Source organism: Vibrio mytili, from assembly GCF_049563345.1.
GTDB classification, from domain to species: Bacteria; Pseudomonadota; Gammaproteobacteria; order Enterobacterales; family Vibrionaceae; genus Vibrio; species Vibrio mytili.
The window spans coordinates 1227196-1248285 of sequence record NZ_CP110481.1 but is presented as its reverse complement, the minus strand read 5'-3'; the positions used below and the strand labels follow the sequence as shown (position 1 = coordinate 1248285).

Genomic DNA, 21090 nt, shown 5'->3' with positions numbered 1-21090 from the left:
TTGTTTACATTCTAAATTCACGCCAAATCGAACCTTTTTTAAGTTTTCTTCTAAGTAGGTGTTGTAACCAATATTGCTGACAGGTATAAATACCAACACACCCTTCGATTAACATGGATGAAGATTATGTTTGAAAAAGTAGTTGCCGCTCCGGCCGATCCTATTCTTGGCCTTACTGAAGAATTTAAAAAAGATACTCGCTCTGAAAAAATCAACCTTGGCGTAGGTATCTACAAAAATGAACAAGGTGAAACCCCTGTTCTTGCTACTGTTAAAAAAGCCGAAGCTGCGCTGGTTGAAACGGAAAAAACCAAATCTTACCTAACGATTGAAGGGACAGCCGAATACGGTTTAGCAGTTCAAAAACTGCTTTTTGGTGACGATGCTGAGATTGTTTCAAGCAAACGTGCGAAAACAGCACAAGCGCCTGGTGGTACTGGTGCTCTGCGTGTGGCAGGCGAATTCATCAAGCGTCAGCTAGGTGATGTGAAGATCTGGATCAGTAACCCTACGTGGGCAAACCACAACGGTGTATTTACTGCCGCGGGTATTGAAACAGCCCAATACAGCTACTACAACGCTGAAACAAAAGACAAAGACTTTGACGCAATGGTCAGCGATCTGCAATCAGCGTCAGAAGGTGACATCGTTCTGCTACACGGCTGTTGTCACAACCCAACCGGTATTGACCCAACGGCGGAAGAGTGGGAAACACTCGCGAAGTTGTTAGCAGAGAAGAAGCTTCTACCACTGTTTGACTTCGCTTACCAAGGCTTTGCGAAAGGCGTTGAGGACGATGCTGCTGGTCTACGTACTTTTGCTAAGTACAACAAAGAGATCCTTGTAGCGAGCTCTTTCTCGAAAAACTTCGGTCTTTACAATGAGCGTGTAGGTGCATTCACTCTTGTTGCTGAATCAGAAGAAGTCGCGACAACTGCGTTTTCTCAAGTGAAAGCCATCATTCGCTCAATCTACTCTAACCCTCCTGCACATGGTAGTGCAGTTGTGACTCACATCCTTAACGATGCTACTCTGCGTGCGGAGTGGGAAGCGGAAGTCGCGGAAATGCGTGATCGCATTCAAGAGATGCGTGAGTTGTTTGTCGCAACGCTAAAAGCGGAAGGTGTTGACGCAGACTTCAGCTTTATTGAGCGTCAAAACGGTATGTTCTCTTTCTCTGGATTAACTAAAGAGCAAGTAACACGCTTGAAAGACGAGTTCGGTATTTACATTGTTGGCTCTGGCCGCATCAGTGTTGCAGGTATGACGAAGTCAAACATGGCACCGCTATGTAAAGGCATTGCCGCAGTACTTTAACTGGCCTTTTAAAGCTAAAATATTAAAGGAAATAGCCCCGTAACAGAACGGGGCTATTTTTTTGGCTTTGAGTTAGTAAACGGTCTAGCTAGTGGCGCAATGATTCGGTTACGCAGCAGAATCAAGCTGTGACTTTTTTGAGCTATTTGTTCTCACCTCTTTAAAGTCATGACTGAAGTGATCGACTTGAATCGCTTGGTAACGTAGTTTATCAGCCGCGAGAATTTTATCGATTTCTTGCTCAGTTAAGACACCTGCAGTCAGCGCCTGCTGTAAGCGGTCATGTAATAGACCTTTGCGAGCCACCTTACCATCTTTGACACCTTTGATAAGCTTGCGCTCCAGAGGCTTTATGTCATACATCACTAAGAACGCATTCTCCATAATACCAACGCAATCATCGTCTTCTTTGCCGATGTAACACAAGTGCGTTAAACGATCACGTTGAACTCCAGGTGTCATCATTGCTTCTGCGATACTGACACTTAACTCATCACTTGGCTTTTTAAAGTGGTTCCCTAACGGGAATAATAGACCTTTCAGCACACCACCCACGTATTTAACCGGGTAGTTCGCATAAGCTTCATTTAAGGATTTAGCGGCATTGTACAAACAGTACTGAACGGCATAATGGACAAAGTTCAAATCACCTTGCTGGCGCCCTTCATCTTCGTATTTTTTCAATACTGCCGAAGCCATATATAAGAAGCTCAAACCATCACCGAGACGCGCAGAAATCATCTCTTTACGCTTGAGATCGCCACCAAGAGTCAACATCGCGAAATCAGCGCTCACTGCTAACGCCCTACTTAGACGCGTGATGTCTTTATAGTATTTCTTGGTCGGCCCGCTCATATGCGCCTTAATAAATCGTGAACCTGTCAAAGCAGCACCGAACGCACCAAATGTGTTTCCGGTAGCGTGTTTAATGTGCTTGAACAGTAAGTCATCAAACTCTTTCGCACCTTGTTCTGAATCGGGATTTGCAGCGGCTTCCATTTCTTTCAGTACATAAGGGTGACAACGAGTCGCACCTTGTCCAAAGATCATAAGGTTGCGAGTCAGAATATTCGCCCCTTCCACTGTAATCGCAACAGGAATACCGAGGTAGTGTTTGGCAAGGTAGTTCATTGGACCGTCTTGAATGGCTCTACCTGCGTGAATATCAAATGAGTCATTGAGCAAGGTACGCGCCATTTCTGTCATGTGGTACTTGGCAATAGCAGTAACAATTCCCGGCTTTTCTTTCATATCCAACGACGTAGTCGTCAGAGTACGTGTCGCTTCCAGTAGATACGTTAATCCACCAATACGGCCCATTGCTTCGGCCACACCTTCGAACTTACCAATCGACATACCGAACTGTTTACGCACATAGGCATAGGCACCTGTCGTACGAGTCGTTAAGTGACCAATCGCAGTCCCCAGAGCAGGAAGGGATATACCTCGACCAGCAGAGAGACACTCGACCAGCATACGCCATCCTTTACCCGCATAGTCTGCCCCACCGATCAGCCAATCCATCGGAATAAAGACGTCTTCACCGCGTGTTGGTCCATTCATAAACGCGGAGCCCAAAGGGTCATGACGTTCACCAATCTCAACACCATCATGGTCGGCAGGAATCAACGCACAAGTGATACCCACTTCTTTTTTATCACCAAGTAGTCCATCGGGATCTTGGAGTTTAAACGCCAAGCCGAGTACCGTTGCAACTGGTGCTAACGTGATGTAGCGTTTGTTCCAACTCACTCGTACACCCAGCACTTCCTTGCCTTCATGCATACCACGGCAAACCACCCCTTGGTCAGGAATACCACCAGCATCTGAGCCAGCTTCAGGGCCCGTCAATGCGAAACAAGGAATATCCGTACCATCCGCTAGGCGTGGTAACCAGTAATCTTTTTGCTCTTGGGTACCATAGTGAGAAAGTAACTCACCTGGACCAAGTGAGTTAGGAACCATCACTGACACGGCTGCACTGATACTGCGTGTTGCGATACGCGATACGATAGTGGAATTCGCTAAAGAAGAGAACTCACGACCGCCATACGATTTAGAAATAATCAGTGAGAAAAAACGCTCTTTACGTAAAAATTCCCATACCTCGGGAGGTAAATCTCGATCTTCTTTGACGATCTTTTGATCATTCAGCATCTCAAGTAGCGTTTCCAGCTCATTGTCCATAAACGCCTGCTCTTCTGCAGTTAATGTTGGCGCTGGGTAGTGGTGTAATGTTTGGAAGTTTGGCTTACCGGAAAACAGCTCTGCATCCCACCATACACTCCCTGCTTCCATCGCTTCTTTTTCTGTGCTGGACAACGGGGGCAGTACTTTTTTAAACATTTCAAACGCGGGGTCACTAATCCATTTTCTTCTTAGAGAGCTCATTGTTCAGATCCTTTTGTTCACGTCACCTTTTCGGCGTACTTTGTTATTTCACTCGCTAGCGACTTACTCCATTAGCGAATGCGTTGTCATTATTATTTTAGTTATAACTTTCGTTGTTGAGGGCCCTACTTCGCAGACATCCCTGCAGATAAGTAAGGGATAATTAAATCAACAACAGACTTAATATCGACTTGTTTTTCAAACTTACTTTCGGCTAACTCAGACAACGCTTGGCTGGACGCCATCGTGAATACACAAGTTCCGAGAGTAAAATGCAGACGCCAAAATAGTTTTTCTTCTGTTAGCTCTGGGTTTGCTTTCATGATTGAGAAGGTAAACAGTTTCAATACTTCTTCATATCGGGTGGTGATGAACCAACGCAAATGACCTTGCACATCGGTGTACCCTCTTCCAATAAGAAGCATAAACAGCGCAGTACCATTGGGACGCACATCGTTTAACGTCCGCAATGGTAAGCGTAGCGATTCAAACACTTCTTCCATACTGTAATCATCTCGGGTATTTAGCTCGACAAGCGCCGTTTTGATACTGGGCATTAATGCTTCTAGGTATCGGTCCAGTACCGCGCGCACCAGCGTCTTCTTATCACCAAAATGATAGTTTACCGAAGCGAGATTCACATTTGCCTTACTCGTTATCGTTCTCAGTGATGTGTCATTGAACCCGTGTTCTGCAAACAATCCTTCTGCCACATCGAGTATTTTTTCTTTTGTTGTCGTTCTTGGGGCCATTACAATCGCTCGTATTAAACACTTGTTTGAAATATACCCCGAAACCTTAGATTAACAAATGATTAACATCACATTTTAACTTTTTAAGCATCCTGTCAAAATGTCAAGCATCTCCCATGAGAAACAAATCACGACGAAAAAAGAAAAATAATTGAAAAAAAATGGAACTGTTTGGAATTAGCCCGGTCTGAATTACTGTAACAAAGAGAACATTTTAAGTTTTGTAGGCCGTCAGACTTGTTTCCCATCTTATTGTTACGTTGCTGCTTTTTTCTTCATAACTCCTATGTTTGTATCCGCCCAGTCAACAATTCGACTGGGCTTTTTTTCGCCTTATGCTTACCTATGTGGCAATCACTTACCCCATTTACTTACTGCTCAACGTTGATAGAGATAACGAGTCAATAGATATAAAAAAACCTCCCGAGTGGGAGGTTTTTTGAATTGGCCAGTTTTTTGAACTGGCCAATAGCGTATGTTTATATTTATGCGCGCGCTTTATCTTTCGCTTGAGTAGCCTTAGGCAGAGATAAACTCAACAGGACATAACCAAGAATAGCGGCAGTGGTCGAGCCCATCAAAATACCCAACCTCGCGAAAGTATCAAACTGTGCATTTGCTTCGCCAAACGCCAAGGAAGAGATAAAGATCGACATGGTAAAACCGATACCACACAAAACAGATACCGCAAAGATATGCTTAAAGTTAATGCCTTCTGGCAACTTAGCGATACCTAATTTCACAGCTGCCCAGCTGAAACTGAAAATACCTAGCGGCTTACCAACCAACAATCCAAGAGCAACACCAAGCGGCAGCATTGATGTCAAACTAGACATTGACACACCTTCTAGAGAAATACCGGCGTTAGCGAACGCAAACAGAGGCAGAATACCAAACGCTACGTACGGGTGAAGAGCATGCTCCATATGTTGAAGTGGTGAATGTTCACCTTTCTTGCCTTTAAGAGGAATAGCGAAGCCAATAACCACACCAGCAAGCGTTGCATGGACACCAGATTTAAGCACTGCAAACCAAAGAATCGCGCCGACAATCATGTATGGCGTCAACTTAGTGACCTTTTTCGCGTTTAGCACAAACAACAGGCCAGTCATAGCGAAACCAACTAGCAGCGCCATCGAGGACAGATCACCGGTGTAGAAAAGAGCGATAATAACAACAACACCTAAGTCATCGATGATCGCTAGAGCAAGCAAAAACACTTTCAAACTGACTGGAACACGGTTACCCAGTAGAGCCATGATACCAAGCGCGAAGGCAATATCTGTCGCGGCAGGAATCGCCCAACCAGAAATCGCTTGCGCATCACCAGCGTTAAACGCAACGTACACTAATGCTGGAGCCAACATACCACCTACTGCTGCAATCGCTGGAAATATGGCTGTTTCTTTCGATTTTAACGCGCCGTCCAGTAGTTCACGTTTTACTTCTAAACCTATTAACAGGAAAAATACAGCCATCAGACCATCATTGATCCAGTGTGATACCGACATACCAAATACGTAGGTGTGTAAAACAGACTGATAGACTTCACCCAGAGGTGTATTTGCAATGGTCATCGCAATTACGGCAGCAATCACGAGGATAATACCACCTGCAGATTCCATTTTGAAAAAGTCACGAATGACATCGTTCATGATTTGGTCCTTTTACTTATTATCTTAAATCAACGAATAACAAAGAATGGAACGAGTCTATAGCTCACAATGGATTAGGTATAATCGCTTGTTCAGAGTAATAACTTCGCTTTTTCCGATAATAACTTCACTATACATCGTATTTACCAACAAATTAACCCTGTTTAAATCATGAGATTAATTCCAACGAACCATGTTTTTCTTATAGTTAACAATAGTGAGCATAGCAGCTTGAACGCCCTTATGATAACGCAAATATGACGATTTTATATACAAAAACGACACATAGACAAACTTATATAAGTTATTCTTATCAATAGGTTACACTCAATTAATAACCAATGAATTGCATAAAGCCCCACGCATTATGTGTACCTGACGCTGTAGCAGGCCCCTCCCAAAAAGGGATGGCAAAAGGTAACCACATTTCAGAGTTAACAGCCTGAGTTTTTAGTCGAATTCCATACTTAGGGATATCGACTATCCACGTCAGTGGTAACCGTTTTCCCTGAGACACTTTCGTCTTTTGCAATTGTGTGATGTTGATATCATTCTCTGTCAGGTTAAATACCTGACCTGAGCGAGTAGATAAAGTGCCAAAAATGTGAGGCAACTGGCCAGCATGACGATAACGGCTCACCGTTAATGCCCGTCCATCGTCGAGATTGAAGATCAACCAATCCCATCCTTTTTGTCCCTCGCCAACAAGCCCACTGCCCCACTCTTTTTGTACCCATGCCGAACCCTTAACGGGAATGCGCTTACCGTCTAAGTTTAATGCCCCATTGACGCTCAAAAAAGGCACACTAAAACTGAACGATGCTACCGATTGTAAGGCATGTTTAACTTGGAACCCTTTATCCCCGTTGACAACAAATGGTCCATTTGATGTTGTGTTCAGGTCAACACCAAACGTTTCAGTCTGTACTTTCATATTGCCGGGGAAAGGTGTTTTCCCTAACGAGCGCCAATTCCAACTGTCGATCCACATACGAAATGGTCGATTATTGACCCCAGCTTGACCGATACCACCTCGCGCGATTTTCTGCTTCTTCCAGACATGGTCACCTTGGCTGATAACAATGTGCGACATATATAATTGAGGATTTTGCCAACCGCTAGTTTCACGTTCATCCGTCGCGACTCGAAAAAAACTCCATTGGACGTCATACGCCGCGCCACTTTCATCTTTTAAATGCGCAAAGTAATTCCACCACTCGTGCTGATAATTAGGATGGAAGCGAAAATCAGAAGGTAAGGAGACATGTTGGTCAGGTAAAACCGGTTCAAAGACCGTATTACTTTCTGTAGTGAGAATGGAGGGTAAATGCTCCTTTTGATGGACTTCGTCTGTTTGATCAAGCAATGAATACGCCGCAATACCCGCAAAACTAAGCAATAAGGTAAGAAAAAGCAGCAAAGCGAAACGGCGAACTTTAGCGTTTATTTTCATCATTACAACGCATCCCTCAATGACTTCATCGGTGTACGTTTAATCATTCGAATCACAGGCAACGCCCCTGCAATCATTATCGCGAACATCGCCCAAGCGATCGTCTTAGCATACAGCCAAGGAATGGTTTGCAGTTGCAATGTCCAACCGAACGATTGTCGAATAATAATATCAACAATCAAATGCGCAAGTGCTAAGCCTAGTGGAACCGCAATTATGGCGGATAGAGCGCCAAAGGCAAACAACTGAAGTCCTCCAAGCGCAACCAATTCTTTGACGGAAACCCCCATACAACGAAGCAATGCGAAATGGCGTTGTCGCGAAAACTCCCCCGCCAGCGTGGCAAAAAATAGACCAAACACAGAGATAATCAACGTGATGTTACCTAAGGTCCCCGCAATAGCAAAAGTATGGTCAAATACCCGCATGGCTTGTTTGTAGATGCTGCTGTTATCAAAGACCCTATCTTGTGGCAAACGGAACACCTTTTCCAAACGACTCTTAAGACCTTGCCCGTTGATGTTTTCTTGTAGTTTGACACCAAGCCCTACATTTCCTGTTCCGGCAAATGCGAGTAACCAATTCCGGTGGGACATCATCACCTGACTGTAGGGATTGCCATAATCGTAATACACACCAACAACACGCCAACCACCGCCAAGCTCGCCCTCTAAATCAATGTAGTCGCCCGGACGAATATCAAGCTTCAATGCCATTGACTCACTGACCATGATACTTTTCGTTTGATGCAAAGCGTACCAATAGTTTGGAACACCAAGCTTAACAGTCAACGAGTCGAGTTCACCTTCTGACATGCCAGTGCTAACAACCTGAAGCGTACCATGAGTGGTCGGAATTTCTTTTTCCCAACGCCACCATACCGATTCAACTTCTGGCTGTTCAACCAACCAGCCACTAATACGACCCGCTGAGTTATTATTCGGAAAGATATAAATGTCGGCTGCAAGACGTTGGCTAAGCCACTTATCGGTCGTGACCCTAAAGCTACCCACCATGGTTTCCACACCGATGTTAGCCGCAAGCGCAAGCATAAATGCCATGGTCGCCACACCGCGATAGCTCATACTGGCCGCGGCGTCAGCAAAGAACCATCGTACCCGTACCCAGCGCATGGTATAAGAAAAACTTTGAAAGACATGCCATATGATAAATGGCATAAACAGTGCAACACTGATCATCATTAATGCAATGATAAGAAAGCCTGTTTCTTGTGTTTTTGGCGCTTGATAAATACCCACAGCAGCAACACAAAATGCACAAGCAGCTATCGCCTGCCATGTAAACTCACGTCCAGTAAAACGCATTAAGGAAAGACGAGACGAAAGTCGGATCGGCTGTGATTTAAGAAGTCGCACTAACGGCCAAATACAAGAGATCAGAGCCCCCATCGCCGAGAGAAGCAAACTATACAGACTGGCATGCCATGACCAACCGATCTCTAGGCTTACATTTGCATCGTAAAGATCGCCCAAGCTGGTGGAAACCGTTGGAATTAGTTGATTGGCAAGCATCAAGCCAAAAAAGTTACCGCATGCCCATGCGAACAAGATTAACAGAGACAACTCAAGTAGCAATGCTTGAGCAAGTTGCGCACCGCTTACCCCAGTTTGACGCAATATGCCAACGAGGCGCTGACGCTGTATCAGCGACAAAGACATTGCTTGGTAGAAAATAAATAGCCCAACCAAAAACGACAACATTCCCATTGCGGTCAGGTTCATATGAAATGCTTTGGTAATAGACTCGAGTTCCGTGCGAGTGTTATGAACTAACGTCATTCCGCTTGGTAGCATATTTTTAAGTGCGGTTAATTTTTCATCGGACATTTCACCACAAGAAATCGCACTTAATCCCGAACTCCTTTGCAGCATGCGCAACAAAGAAATATCAGCCACCAACCTTGTACCAGAAAGGAGTTCGTGAGTATCTACCTGAATTGGACCTAAATGGCTGCCATCATTCATTGCAATGAAATCACCGTCATGCCAATTCATGTACGAAGCTAAGTTATCACTGACTAAAATCGGATACGGTGGTTTTATCAAGGACAAGATAGGCATTTCATTCAATGTTTTGCCTTCATCCAAAGCAATCATGGTGACTGGGTCAATGCCAATTAGCATAAGGTTTATATCGGTATTGGCATCCAAATGCAGGACGTCAAAAGGCGCACACTGTTCGAAACCAGAGCGGCGTAATTGGATATAAAAACCTTGAGGGATCTTATTGGCAGAGTGCTTAGTTCGAATTTGATACGGTAACGGGTTGGAAAATAGCTTTTCGCCGGTCGCGTAGCTTTCTTTTGCATGCTGGTTAATGGACGTAACGCCAACAAGTAGCGACACGCCAAGCGTTAGACCCAACCAAACCAGAATAATCTGTAGTGGGTATCGACGGTAATGACCAAGTAGTGCCTTAACTACGGGCCATAACATGCAACTGTCCTCCTTGGAGCCGAATTTTCCCTTCCATATGAGCGGCCACTTTTTCACTGTGTGTCACTAGCAATAAAGTACAATTGAGTTGTCGGGAAAGCGTGGTAAGCAAACGCATCACTGCTTCTGCGTTTCGTTCATCTAGGCTGCCAGTCGGTTCATCAGCAAGAAGTATCTTCGGTTCCATGTAGAGCGCGCGTGCAATCGCCGCTCGTTGCTGTTGACCACCAGAGACCTCTTCAGGATAGCGCCCAAGCAACGGCATTAGATCAAGCGCAGAGAGAATTTGTCGCCACAAGCCTTTATCTTCTGGTAACCCTTTGAGTTGGCGGCAAAAACGGATGTTATCAGCAACATTCAAGGTAGGCAGCAGATTAAACTGTTGAAAAATATTGCCGATATTGTTGCGACGATAACGAGTTCTTAAATACTCGGGAGCATCATGCATGAGAAAGTCAGGGTACTGGATCTCTCCAGAATCTGCTGTATCGAGGCCCGCAATCAAATTAAGCAGCGTACTTTTGCCAGAGCCACTCTCACCCATCAGCGCCACTTGATCGCCCCGCTGCAATGTTAACTCTGCCCCTTGCAATACAGGGTGAAACTCTTCCCCATCTAAATAGCCTTTGCATAGGTCTGACAGTCTTAACATGAATTGCATCGCTCAGAAGATATTAAAATTGGGTTCCGAATCTACACTAAAATCCTGTTTGTAGAAAGTAATTTGGACTACCGGTCACATTACTGCTCTCCAAATGTAACTCAATTCAATATATCGAATAAATTGTGTTGAAAATTAAGTCAATTTCAGATCGATTCACCAACAAAAAATGCAATCTGCGACAACGTAATTCATCATCCAATCAAGTTGTTCATCCATTTTCTACTGGCAACACGTGGTAACGAAATGACCCATTTCACCACTTCTTCGGTTAAAAAAAGTAAATAAATCCATTGCGGCTCCCACCCCAAATAAATGGAGGCAAAAGCCGCCAAAGGAATGCCAATCACCCATTGCGCGAGAATATCCTGATATAAGCAAAACTTAACGTCACCGCCAGCCCTCAAAACACCAACAATCACCATCATAGGAACAGAACGAAGTACAACACCAAGCGCCAGAATCCACATAAACTGCTCAGCCAGGTGCCGAGTTTCCGTGGTCAATGCGCTAAACGCATTCAGTATCCATTGATGTGATATGAGCAGTGCAACGGCAACCAAGAGGGCAATAATCACATTCAAAATCACCGTAGCCCACGCTTGGTAGTAAACAGAGTCAAAGTTTTTTGCCCCCAACTGATTACCAACCAAAACCGCAGCCGCGTTAGATAGCCCTATCATCATTGCAAGTGCTACCGATTCCACTGGCGTCATAACTGATAATGCGGCCAAACCTTGCACACCTGCTTGCCCCATTATCGCGTGGTACACAAAGAGTCCGCCAGCCCATGCCAAGAAGTTAAATGTTGTTGGCAGAGAAAGACTTAAAAATCGAGTGACTTTATCCAATACCAAGCTAGCTTTAATATCTTGCCAACCAAACGCAATGATGTGTTTCTTACACCATAAATAACCAAACAAGCAGCCCACTTCAATCGCGCCACTGATTACCGTTGCTAACGCCGCACCGACAATACCAAGAGCAGGAAACCCAAAGTGCCCAAAAATCAGCACCCAGTTTAAAAAAACGTTAGAAACAATGCCTATGCCGCTAAAGAAGGTGCTCAGGCCAGGTTGGTGCATCGCTCGTAAACCAACAGCCATACTAGCCACACAAGCAACAGCAAACATACTGGCGGAAGAAATCACCAGATAACTCGCCCCCAATTCGATCACTTCTTGAGAGTCAGTGGTTAAACTCATCACCGGTTCAGGAAACAAGACAAACAGTACAACGGCCAGCCCGGCAAATACCATAGCGATCATCCAGGTTAGTGACGTACTCTGCCTGACGCCGACTTTATCCCCTGCTCCCCAATACTGAGCCGTCAACAAAGCGCCCCCAGTGGTCACGCCCACCAGCATGATCGTGGTGACAAAAGTTGCTCGTGCGGCGACACCAACAGCAGCGATCTCCGCTTCTCCAAGTTGCCCCAGCATCAGAACGTCCACCAAACTGCGACTCGAAAACATAATACTTTGCAAGGTTATGGGAAGCGCAATAGCAAATAAACGGCGCAAAAAGGCTTTGTCTGCGTGAATCGTTAGTTGAGAAAAAAAGGTCACATGAGCTCCGGCGACAACTTATTGATAGATTGGGAAAAGTGTTTCATGATTATACCTATCGGTGAATATTCCACCAACAATAAAAAGGGCAAAGAATGAAAAAGGTGTTGGTACTTGGAGCGTCTGGATATATTGGTTCACAGTTAATCCCATTACTACTCGACAAAGGTTACGCCGTCACTGCAGCTGCTCGACATGTTGACTACCTGAAGTCCAGAACACGACCGCATCCCAACTTAACTCTTGCCTATTTGGATTTAGCGGACGCAGAAGCCACTCTCTCAGCGGTCAATGACTTTGATTTGGTGTTTTTTCTTGTTCACGGAATGGCGCAAGGTCATGACTTTGTTGAATACGAATTGCAGTTAGCAGAGAACTTTAAAGCCGCCTTGGAAAACAGCCGTATTCAGCACGTTATTTATCTTAGTGCAATTCAGCCACAAACCGGCAATTCTCGCCACTTAGATGCACGCAAAGCCACCGGAAAAATCATTCGTAAGTCTGGTGTGCCGGTCACCGAGCTAAGAGCCGGCGTCATTATCGGCCCCGGTTCAGCTGCGTTCGAGATAATGCGCGACTTTGTCTACAATTTACCATTATTAATCGCCCCGAAGTGGGTGGATTCTAAAGCGAACCCTATTGCTCTTCCTAACTTAAACCACTACTTGCTCTCGCTGGCCTCTGCTCCACCGCCAAAAGAGCACCAGACGTATGAAGTCGGAGGCCCGGATACATTAAGTTACCGTGAACAATTCCAAGTTATTTGTCACGCAACCAATAAACGCTATCGGCTATGGTCAACCCCACTTCTGACTCCTAAAATGGCGTCTTATTGGCTTGGGCTTGTGACATCTGTACCGGCTAACATTGGTAAAGCCTTACTCGCAGGTTTAGAGCACGATTACATTGCCGACGCGTCAGAGATCGAGAAACGCTTTCCGCAAACGCTGATCAGTTATGAACAATCCGTTAAGGATGCTATTCAAACAGAAGGCGTTTTTGTACGCAGCAATGTTTGGGGATTTGAACCTGCCGCTTTACAACGTTGGCAACCAGGCTACGGTTACTATCCCAAACAAGCGGGAGCGAGTATCAAAACCAAAGCTTCAGTCGAAGCGCTATGGGCAGTCGCACAAAAAATTGGTAGCCAAGAAAAAGGCTACTATTTTGCCAATATTTTATGGCGAACCCGCGAGTGGTTGGATATTTTTTTTGGTGGCGGCAAGCCAATCCGAGTATCCCCTCCTGGTCCAGGATTAAAAGTCGGTGATTTTATTGATTCTTGGAAAGTGATTCGATGTGAAGAAAACCAGTTTTTATCGCTTTTTTTTGGAATGAAAGGTCCCGGGCTTGGGCGTTTAGAAATAACCATCAAAGACCACGGAGATGAAAGAGAACTCGACATTACCGCATGGTGGCATCCACAAGGGTTTTTAGGTCTTCTTTATTGGTTTGCGATGATGCCAGCCCACTTGTTCATATTTAAAGGTATGGTAAGAACAATGGCCAAAGAAGCAGAAAACACTTCAAGTGCTCCTTGACTCGCCTGAAAGACAGAACCGATTGTGCACACGGCCAAATGCGCTAAAGACCTAATGAGTTAAGTAAATAACGCGTTAAGAAAACAATGCGTTAAATACCTAACTCACCAAATACCTAACGTACCAAATACCTAACGTACCAAAGAAATGTCTACTGGCTCTTCTTCACTTTCACTACTTTCAGGTTGCTCCTCTGGTAACTTGTGGGCAATACCAGCATGACAATCGATACAGGATTGACCTCTAGACTCCATCATCTGGTGGCGTCGCGCAGTGGTTCGGCCTTGGGCCTCGAAATCCATTCTATCCACTTGGTGACAGTATTTACATTGCTTGGATTTTTCAGCGATAAATTGCTTCGTTACGATATCGGCAAGTCTAGGACGGTGCTCCGACTCAAAGTTTTCCAGCGTAATGTCCCCGGACAATTTGTGAAAAATGTCTGCCGTCGCGGTAATTTTAACTATCATTTTAGGGAAAAACTCACGAGGAACATGGCAATCACTACACGTAGCCGCAATAACACCCTTTGAGTTTTTGAAGTGAATCGATTCCTGATACTCTTCAACAATGGTGTCCATTCCGATGTGACACCCAAAACAAAAATCGTTGCTATTAGAAAATCCCATCACGCCATGGTAACCACCTACCGCAGCCGCCCCCAAAATAAACGCAACGACGCCACCGAATGGAATACCGAGCATCCACTTCTTGTTTGGTTTATTCCACCATCCCATACGCTCTGCCTCGCTTTTCAGCACTAAAGCTATAACGTTGAGTTATTGATAACTTGCGTAAAACTCGGACAATGCAACTAAGTCGTCATTGCTGAGGCTTTTAACGGCATCATCCATTTTTTTATCGACAGAACGTTCACTGCTATGGAACTGCTTGAGAGTTGACAGCAAGTAGCCTTTTTGCTGCCCAGCTAAAATAGAACTCTCGTCTAGCGGGTCACTTCCCCCATCTACATGACAGCTAGCGCAGTTTTTTTCGTGTATTATTTTTCCTTTGCTAGCAAGAGCTGGATCAAACTCTTGTTTTGCGCGAACAAAATCTAACTGCGAATAATGGGCAGCCAGTTCCTCTACATCCTGCTCTGAAAGACTTCCCATAATGCTGGCCATATCGCCACTTTTACTCTTGTCACCGTAAACATGCTTGACTGTAGATGCAGGCCGACCTTCCGTATATAAAAGCATTTGATCGACAAAGTTAAACTCTGGCAGACCGGCTATTGACGGAATATTTGTATCGATTGAAACTCCACCTGGTCCATGACAAGCCTCGCACTCAAAACGCTCGATCAACTCAGAAGCCGAGGCTTGAACACCAGATACAAAAACAAAATTTATCGCCATTAACGCCAGCGCAGAGCGCGTTTTTGTTATAGAAGAATACATAGGTTCTCATTCCTATTCATAAACATTCAATCAACAAACACGAGCGTGAAAGACACGACAAAATAAGATATGTAACTAGCGTGTTTCTTTGTAGTTGAGCGAGCATATGCGCTCAATCGAGAACTCTACACATGATTTAGATACTTCTCTTATAATCGCTTCCGCCCATACACATTTAACATAATGATTACATACTAGACCACGATTTTTATATTTGCAGATATCGAGCCGAAAAACATCAGCCATACTATTAGCAAGTGTTTGATATGCATGAAAAACAAATAATAAGCAACATATTCATCGAGTTACTAATCATCTGAAGTACACAATAATTGTCATGACATAGGGGGGAATCATTAGAATGTGTCTATACTCATAGCAACAATACGTTAATGAGATGTTACAACCTGTTATTTCCCACCGTCCATGTGTTCAACACAGGTTGGATAACATACGTTCGAAGGAAACGTAGAGAAGCCAAACTATCATTCGTCATAGCTAAGGCTGGAAATTCCGGAAGTTGTATCTTTGTCAGTCCCACTTTTATTTAACTTTATTAGGTGAAAACGAGAGGGAAAATGAACACTTTAAAATCCATATTCATAATAACCCTTGCCATTCTCATGGCAGCCTGTGGACCCGGTGGTAAAAACGATCAAAACTCCCCCCCACCAGATGTAAGCTCATTCAAAGTTGACATTGAAACGCCGATGCTGGTCCCCTCCGAAACTGGATCTGAAACAAAGCTTGTGGTTGATTTTTCGGTTCTCGATGGTGCGGGACGCGAATACAATTTCGATACGGACAAAGACTTCCGCATTGCCGTGCTAAAGGCCATGCCAGCACGTGCTGACGTCAGTGACACCAATGATCCCGCCTACTATTACAACGGACGTAACGGCAATACTTATTGGAAAAGTTTTCACCACTCCAGTAATGCCGTAAATAACAGAGCATCAATGGAAAGTGTTTGGGATGGTGAGCTAGAAAAAACGGATAACGGTTACCGCTACACTTTTGCAATACCTGACATTTTGAAGGTAGCCGATCCATATCCCGCGGATTCAGCCGACAACGGCGGTTACATCCCGTGGGATGAAGATAAATTACACCGCATTGTTTTCGCCTATGGTGACCAGGATATTGGCTTTACCCACGTTTACGAATGGGTACCGGGAACGACTTCTGAAAGTACCGTATCACGAAACGTCATAGAGGATGGGACATGTGCTAATTGCCATATGAACGAACCTCTACATCATGGACCCGGTTACCGTTCAATAGACAACAATATTGCCGTATGTACTTCTTGTCACAACGACAGTAATCCAGGTGCGGCACCGGCTCGCAGACCCCTTGCCGCGGTCGTCCACCAATACCACGGTAATGTCTTTAAACTTGGTAGTGACAGAAACGACCTTACAACCTACAAACAACCCGTTGATGACAGTGAACAGCTCGTCACCGATATTAATGGTTTGGTTGTTGAAGGCAGCCTCTTCCCACAAGATGCACGCAACTGTACGACATGCCATTCTACAGATACGGCTAAAGCTTCAGATGCAAATAACTGGTTTGAACATCCAACACAAGTTGCGTGTGAAACATGCCATTTATTTCGAGACCGCGGCGCCCATGCTAATCAAGTGGGTACAGCCTGGATTCGTAGTAATGGTTCGCCACAGAATACTTGCACTGGATGTCATCGTCCTTATGAGCGCGACGAAAATGGCGACCCAATCATCGGCGAAGACGCAAGCAGAAGCGCTAAAACCGTTCATATGATGCGTCTGGCAAATCTTTCAACCGCGAGAGACACGCTAGATATTGGCATTGAACAAGCTCGTTTTGTTGACGACAACTTTGAAATTCAAGTTCGCGTCCAAAAAGATGGTGTAGGCGTTAATAGCCTTGATGCTGTCACTCCATATATCAACACCAGTGGCCACCTAAACCTTCTTCTCAACTGGGATAACGGAGAAGGACCGATGTTGGCAAACAATACCCTTGATATGAACGCAGATGGAACGATTGGTGATGGCTGCGTCGCCGAAGGCAATGGGTTGTTTACTTGCCAAAAAGACTTCAGCGCATCAACGATTAAACCAGATTCAACCTCTAAATTGACCGTGAATATGGCGGACATGCCGCTTTGCGCCGACAGAATAAACGCGGCACTTAGTGAGTGTGTCAACTTTACAGGTATCGACTTAATCAAGTACCCATTCGTTATTGCGGCCAATAACGCATCCGCTTCGTTTGGTATTGGTGGACTCCCTCTTGATCATAAATTGCCTGTCGGTGCCGACATTGGCAGCTGTAATAACTGCCATAAAGAGTTAACCGTTCACAAACTGGGCGATCACCCACATGCTGCGACAGACATTCAGCAATGTAAAAACTGTCATAACTCTGAACGTTCAGCTTTCTATCCGGGAATGGCTGCAGACCTGAAATACCACGTTCACTCTTATCACGCCTTTGGCTCTGCACGAAGCGGTGAGTCGCCTTTCCCAGGAGCACTCAACAACTGTGAAGCTTGTCATACAAGTTCGCAATTTAATCTGCCTAGCCAACAAAATACTCGACCATCGTTAGCCAGTGGCAAGTACTTCAGTCCAACTTTAGTCGCTTGTGGTGCATGCCACCTTGAATCCGCATTGGCCAATGCCGACCCTGAAACTGTAGCGGGCGACGCCATACTCAGCCATATGTTGAATAACGGAGCAGTCTTCGGCGCTGACACTGCTGAAGAAGCGATGGGTTCAGAGCAATGCTCAACTTGTCATGCTATCGGCCAGTCTCAAGGCGTCGATAAGGTTCACAAGGTATATGACTACCGTTGAAAACGTCATTGATCATAAATAATTGACGATTAAGGATGAAAAAGGAATTGTTATGAGAGCAATTATTCAGCGGTGGTTATTGGTACTCGTACTCGCGGTTGGGGTTAATTTTTCGGTTAGCTCCGAAGACACAACCGAACCCGAGGCGGAACCTGAAGCTGCAACGTTAACTCGAGAAGACATGCAGACCATACTGGATACGAAATTTTCTGAAGGGAAATATTCACGTCGAGGTCCAGATGGCTGTCTTCGCTGCCATGATGATACATCTGACAAACCAGCTACTGGTATATTCGAAAATATCCATGGTAAGTCGGCCAACATACACGGTCCAATGAACGACAGACAGTGTGAAGCGTGCCACGGCCCAGCCAACAACCATGAGCGCAACCCACGTAAAGGGCAAGTGAGAGAGCCCATGATCACTTTTGGTCCTCGCTCTCCAGTCCCAGTAGAAAAACAAAACAGCGTATGCTTGTCTTGCCACCAAGATGCAGAACGTTCCACATGGCACAGCAGCGAGCACGCTTTTGAAGGTCTTTCCTGCGCTAGCTGTCACCAACTGCATCAAAAAGACGATCCAATGATGGTGGCAGAGCTGCAAGCGGACAAGTGCACAGATTGTCATGTTAAAACCAAATCGGACATTCACAAACGTAGTCGCCATCCAGTGATCGATGGGGTCATGACCTGTTCAGATTGTCACAACCCGCACCAAACGTTAAATGAAGCCAGTCTCAACTGGTCCTCCATTAATGACACTTGTTACGAGTGTCACGCGGAAAAACGTGGCCCGAATTTATGGGAACATGAACCAGTCACGGAGGACTGCACCAGCTGTCACTCCCCTCATGGCTCCGTTAACCAAGCGATGCTCAATAAACGTTTGCCGATGTTGTGCCAAGAATGTCACCGCGTTCCACATGCAAACGTTTCTATTCCTGAGAACGATTTACGGGTACGAGGTGGCAGCTGTATGAACTGTCACACCCAAGTACATGGTTCTAATCACCCACGTGGCCATACATTAAGATATTAAGGAGGGTGGCATGAAACTATCAAACATCAGTATTGCTATTTCCCTTGTGTTATCCATGCAGGTGCAAGCGGACGATTACTCGCTGAAAAATGCACAAGAAGCGGATACCAGTCGCTGGAATTGCACCAATTGCAGTAGCGATGGTTTATGGAGTGGCGAAGTGGGCGTGGGGATTGGTTACCTCGATAATGGTGATTCAACGAGGTTTTATAATTGGAATCCACCAGTGTATGGTACGACTGCCGACAACGGACACTTAAACGCCAACTTGAATGCAAACCTCGAACGTTACGAAGATGACGGTTTCTACCATCGTATCGTTGTCGATGACCTCGGGTTGGAACGCTTTATGGTTCAATGGGAGCTCGGTGAGTATGATGGTTTGCGTTTCTTAGGAAGTTACAACCAAACCCCATATTACTGGAACCGCTCTTCATTAAGTGCCTACCATGGCGGTGGGACTACGCTAACCAGTGGTGAACTGTCAAAATATGAACAAGAAGTCAGGCGAGACACCTTCAAGTTCGAACTGAAGTACACACCCAATACGCCTTGGAAGCCATACGCTTCTATGAAGCATGAACATAAAGAAGGTACCGCTTCCCTGTATACAGCATCAATACCAAATTACGGTAGTGGGCCTGGGTTCATTCCCAAAGCTGTCGACCACGAGACTTTGAACACGCAAGTGGGCTTAAGCTACATGGAAGAACTTTGGTTAATTGACGTTGCCTATCGCGGTTCATTCTTTCGTAATGATGCTTCCGCACTCTATTTCGGTGGAGTCTCAAACCCTTATGCAAACCAGTTTTCTTACGAGCCAGACAACGACTTCCACCAACTCTCCGTTTCCGGCAATTATCGTTTAAATCAACAAACGCTTAATGGACGAATTTTATGGTCACAAGCCACTTCGGATGCGGGATTACGGCCTTACTCTTCATCGCCTACGAATTCAGACACATTTCACGGAGAAACCAACACATGGCAAATTAGTGCGGATTACCACAACAAACTGTCCCGACAAACGGCATTCAAACTCTCTGCTGACTTCTTAGACAAAGATGATGACTCAGACAGAAGTGATGTGGTGGGATCAACTCGAGACAGTTATGACCGCACTAAGACAAAACTAGAGGCGACGGTCACTCATCGCGTCGATCGTGATTTAAAAGTCAATGCGGGTTACGACTACACACAAGACAAGCGAGAATACGCCGATCGTGAGCGCACTAATGAACAAAGCCTATCCCTAGGTGCACGTTACCGCCCAGAAGGTCCGTGGCAAGTCGGAGGGAAACTCTCTTATGCCTTCCGTGATGGTTCTAGTTGGCAGTCTTATGGTAGTGACTCTCCGAATCTGCGTCAGTACTACATGGCAGACAAAAATCGCGTCGAAATAAGGGCTGACGGCAGCTATGACATTTCGCCAGACGTTCAAGTGATTACAGAGCTTTGGTATGGCAATGATGACTATGCAAAACCAGACATTGGTCTCAGTGAAGGAGAAGATTACGGTTACGATTTAAGTGTCAATTTCAACCTTGCTGAAGATCTAAGCGGACATGTATTTTTTAACCAACAAATGATTCGCTCAGAACAACAACTCGCGAACTCTGACGTTGCCGACTGGAATCGATACAAAGCCAAATTAAAAGACGATATCACCACAGTTGGCTTTGGCGTCAGTCAATCTGGTTTACTTGAAAATAAACTATCGCTCTCCTTCGATTACACTTACAGTCAGGCCGATAGCAAGTCCTCAACGAGCTCTAATGACTACCAATATCCGGATAACGAATATAAGTCGTCCCGAATTGAAGCCAATGCGGATTATGAGATATCTGAGAACCAGAGTGTCCAGCTTAACCTTCATTATGAGGACTACTCAGAAAAAGATTATCTATTCAACAATGAAGATTATACGATGGGTGGCGTCTTACAAGATTACAACGGCATTTATGGCGGCGTGCATTGGAAGTATCGATTCTAAATCGAAACTCTTGAA

General features: G+C 45.1%; 14 protein-coding genes. 5 read left to right on the top strand and 9 right to left on the bottom strand.

Features of this window, described 5'->3' with window-relative positions:
• Positions 1 to 126 precede the first annotated feature (126 nt).
• Entirely contained in the window at positions 127 to 1317 is a 1191-nt protein-coding gene (locus tag ONE56_RS05795) for an amino acid aminotransferase (protein WP_423840394.1), read from the top strand.
• Between the two features lie 108 nt (positions 1318 to 1425).
• Here ONE56_RS05795 and ONE56_RS05790 read toward each other — a convergent pair whose 3' ends face one another.
• The 7 genes from ONE56_RS05790 to ONE56_RS05760 form a co-directional block, all read right to left on the bottom strand.
• Positions 1426 to 3708, bottom strand: coding sequence for an acyl-CoA dehydrogenase (locus tag ONE56_RS05790; RefSeq protein ID WP_423840393.1), 2283 nt, complete (start codon positions 3706 to 3708; stop codon positions 1426 to 1428).
• Between the two features lie 125 nt (positions 3709 to 3833).
• Positions 3834 to 4460: a TetR/AcrR family transcriptional regulator gene (locus tag ONE56_RS05785; RefSeq protein ID WP_331438226.1), complete on the bottom strand. Its 627-nt coding sequence runs from the start codon at positions 4458 to 4460 to the stop codon at positions 3834 to 3836.
• A gap of 485 nt (positions 4461 to 4945) precedes the next feature.
• A complete protein-coding gene (gene nhaA, locus ONE56_RS05780) occupies positions 4946 to 6115 on the bottom strand; it encodes a Na+/H+ antiporter NhaA (protein WP_041156541.1) in 1170 nt (389 codons plus the stop codon).
• Between the two features lie 331 nt (positions 6116 to 6446).
• On the bottom strand, positions 6447 to 7571 hold the full coding sequence (locus tag ONE56_RS05775) for a lipocalin-like domain-containing protein (RefSeq protein ID WP_423840392.1): 1125 nt from the start codon (positions 7569 to 7571) through the stop codon (positions 6447 to 6449).
• Complete coding sequence (locus ONE56_RS05770) at positions 7571 to 10024, bottom strand: ABC transporter permease (RefSeq protein WP_331438225.1); 2454 nt, start codon at positions 10022 to 10024, stop codon at positions 7571 to 7573. Before ONE56_RS05770 ends, ONE56_RS05775 begins: the two co-directional genes overlap by 1 nt.
• Positions 10005 to 10676 (bottom strand): ABC transporter ATP-binding protein, encoded by a 672-nt coding sequence (locus tag ONE56_RS05765; RefSeq protein WP_041156625.1) that lies wholly within the window; start codon positions 10674 to 10676, stop codon positions 10005 to 10007. Before ONE56_RS05765 ends, ONE56_RS05770 begins: the two co-directional genes overlap by 20 nt.
• A 203-nt stretch (positions 10677 to 10879) precedes the next feature.
• Positions 10880 to 12253 carry an MATE family efflux transporter gene (locus tag ONE56_RS05760; protein ID WP_041156543.1) on the bottom strand — a complete coding sequence of 458 codons (1374 nt, stop codon included), beginning with the start codon at positions 12251 to 12253 and terminating at the stop codon, positions 10880 to 10882.
• Between the two features lie 95 nt (positions 12254 to 12348).
• Between ONE56_RS05760 and ONE56_RS05755 the strand changes: the two genes are divergently transcribed.
• On the top strand, positions 12349 to 13794 hold the full coding sequence (locus ONE56_RS05755; RefSeq protein WP_423840391.1) for a DUF2867 domain-containing protein: 1446 nt from the start codon (positions 12349 to 12351) through the stop codon (positions 13792 to 13794).
• Positions 13795 to 13925: 131 nt separating this feature from the next.
• Here ONE56_RS05755 and ONE56_RS05750 read toward each other — a convergent pair whose 3' ends face one another.
• Both ONE56_RS05750 and ONE56_RS05745 read right to left on the bottom strand, forming a co-directional pair.
• Positions 13926 to 14531: a NapC/NirT family cytochrome c gene (locus ONE56_RS05750; RefSeq protein ID WP_423840390.1), complete on the bottom strand. Its 606-nt coding sequence runs from the start codon at positions 14529 to 14531 to the stop codon at positions 13926 to 13928.
• A gap of 42 nt (positions 14532 to 14573) precedes the next feature.
• Entirely contained in the window at positions 14574 to 15197 is a 624-nt protein-coding gene (locus tag ONE56_RS05745) for a c-type cytochrome (protein ID WP_423840389.1), read from the bottom strand.
• A gap of 578 nt (positions 15198 to 15775) precedes the next feature.
• Between ONE56_RS05745 and ONE56_RS05740 the strand changes: the two genes are divergently transcribed.
• Genes ONE56_RS05740 through ONE56_RS05730 form a run of 3 tightly spaced genes read left to right on the top strand, consistent with a single transcriptional unit; the run spans position 15776 to position 21075 of the window.
• The gene (locus ONE56_RS05740) at positions 15776 to 18043 is read left to right on the top strand and encodes an OmcA/MtrC family decaheme c-type cytochrome (protein ID WP_423840388.1); all 2268 of its coding nucleotides are present in this window, start codon (positions 15776 to 15778) and stop codon (positions 18041 to 18043) included.
• A 52-nt stretch (positions 18044 to 18095) separates the two neighbouring features.
• Positions 18096 to 19082 carry a DmsE family decaheme c-type cytochrome gene (locus tag ONE56_RS05735; protein WP_423840387.1) on the top strand — a complete coding sequence of 329 codons (987 nt, stop codon included), beginning with the start codon at positions 18096 to 18098 and terminating at the stop codon, positions 19080 to 19082.
• A gap of 10 nt (positions 19083 to 19092) precedes the next feature.
• Positions 19093 to 21075, top strand: coding sequence for an MtrB/PioB family decaheme-associated outer membrane protein (locus ONE56_RS05730; protein WP_423840386.1), 1983 nt, complete (start codon positions 19093 to 19095; stop codon positions 21073 to 21075).
• Positions 21076 to 21090: the final 15 nt, after the last annotated feature.